Source organism: Clostridium sp. CTA-1 (assembly GCF_054768215.1).
In genome coordinates, this window is record NZ_BAAAAP010000072.1 from 1 (window position 1) to 394 (window position 394).

The following is a 394-nucleotide window of genomic DNA, read 5'->3' on the forward strand; positions in this document are numbered from 1 at the left end:
GCCGCCAGCGTTCGTCCTGAGCCAGGATCAAACTCTCAATTTTAAAGTTTAATCTCTTCTCAAATTCATTGACAAGGTTTATTACCTTATCTTACTGGCTGTTACAAGAATGTTTCTTGTTAATTCTCTGTTTAATTTTCAAAGACCAATTTTACGACTTTATTAGAATATCATTTATAATCTTAAAAGTCAACATAATTTTTCAATTTATTAGTAATAAAAAAACAGGCCGTTAAGGACTGTTTAAATGGTGGAGATAAGGAGATTCGAACTCCTGACCCCCTGCTTGCAAGGCAGGTGCTCTCCCAACTGAGCTATACCCCCAAATGGTGGACCTTCAGGGACTCGAACCCCGGACCTACCGGTTATGAGCCGGTTGCTCTAACCAACTGAG

The 394-nt window shown here is 39.6% G+C and carries 1 tRNA gene; it reads right to left on the reverse strand.

Annotation, left to right across the window (positions count from 1 at the left end):
• Window positions 1-248: 248 nt before the first annotated feature.
• Window positions 249-324: transfer RNA gene (locus ACYUEW_RS19095), tRNA-Ala, on the reverse strand.
• Window positions 325-394: the final 70 nt, after the last annotated feature.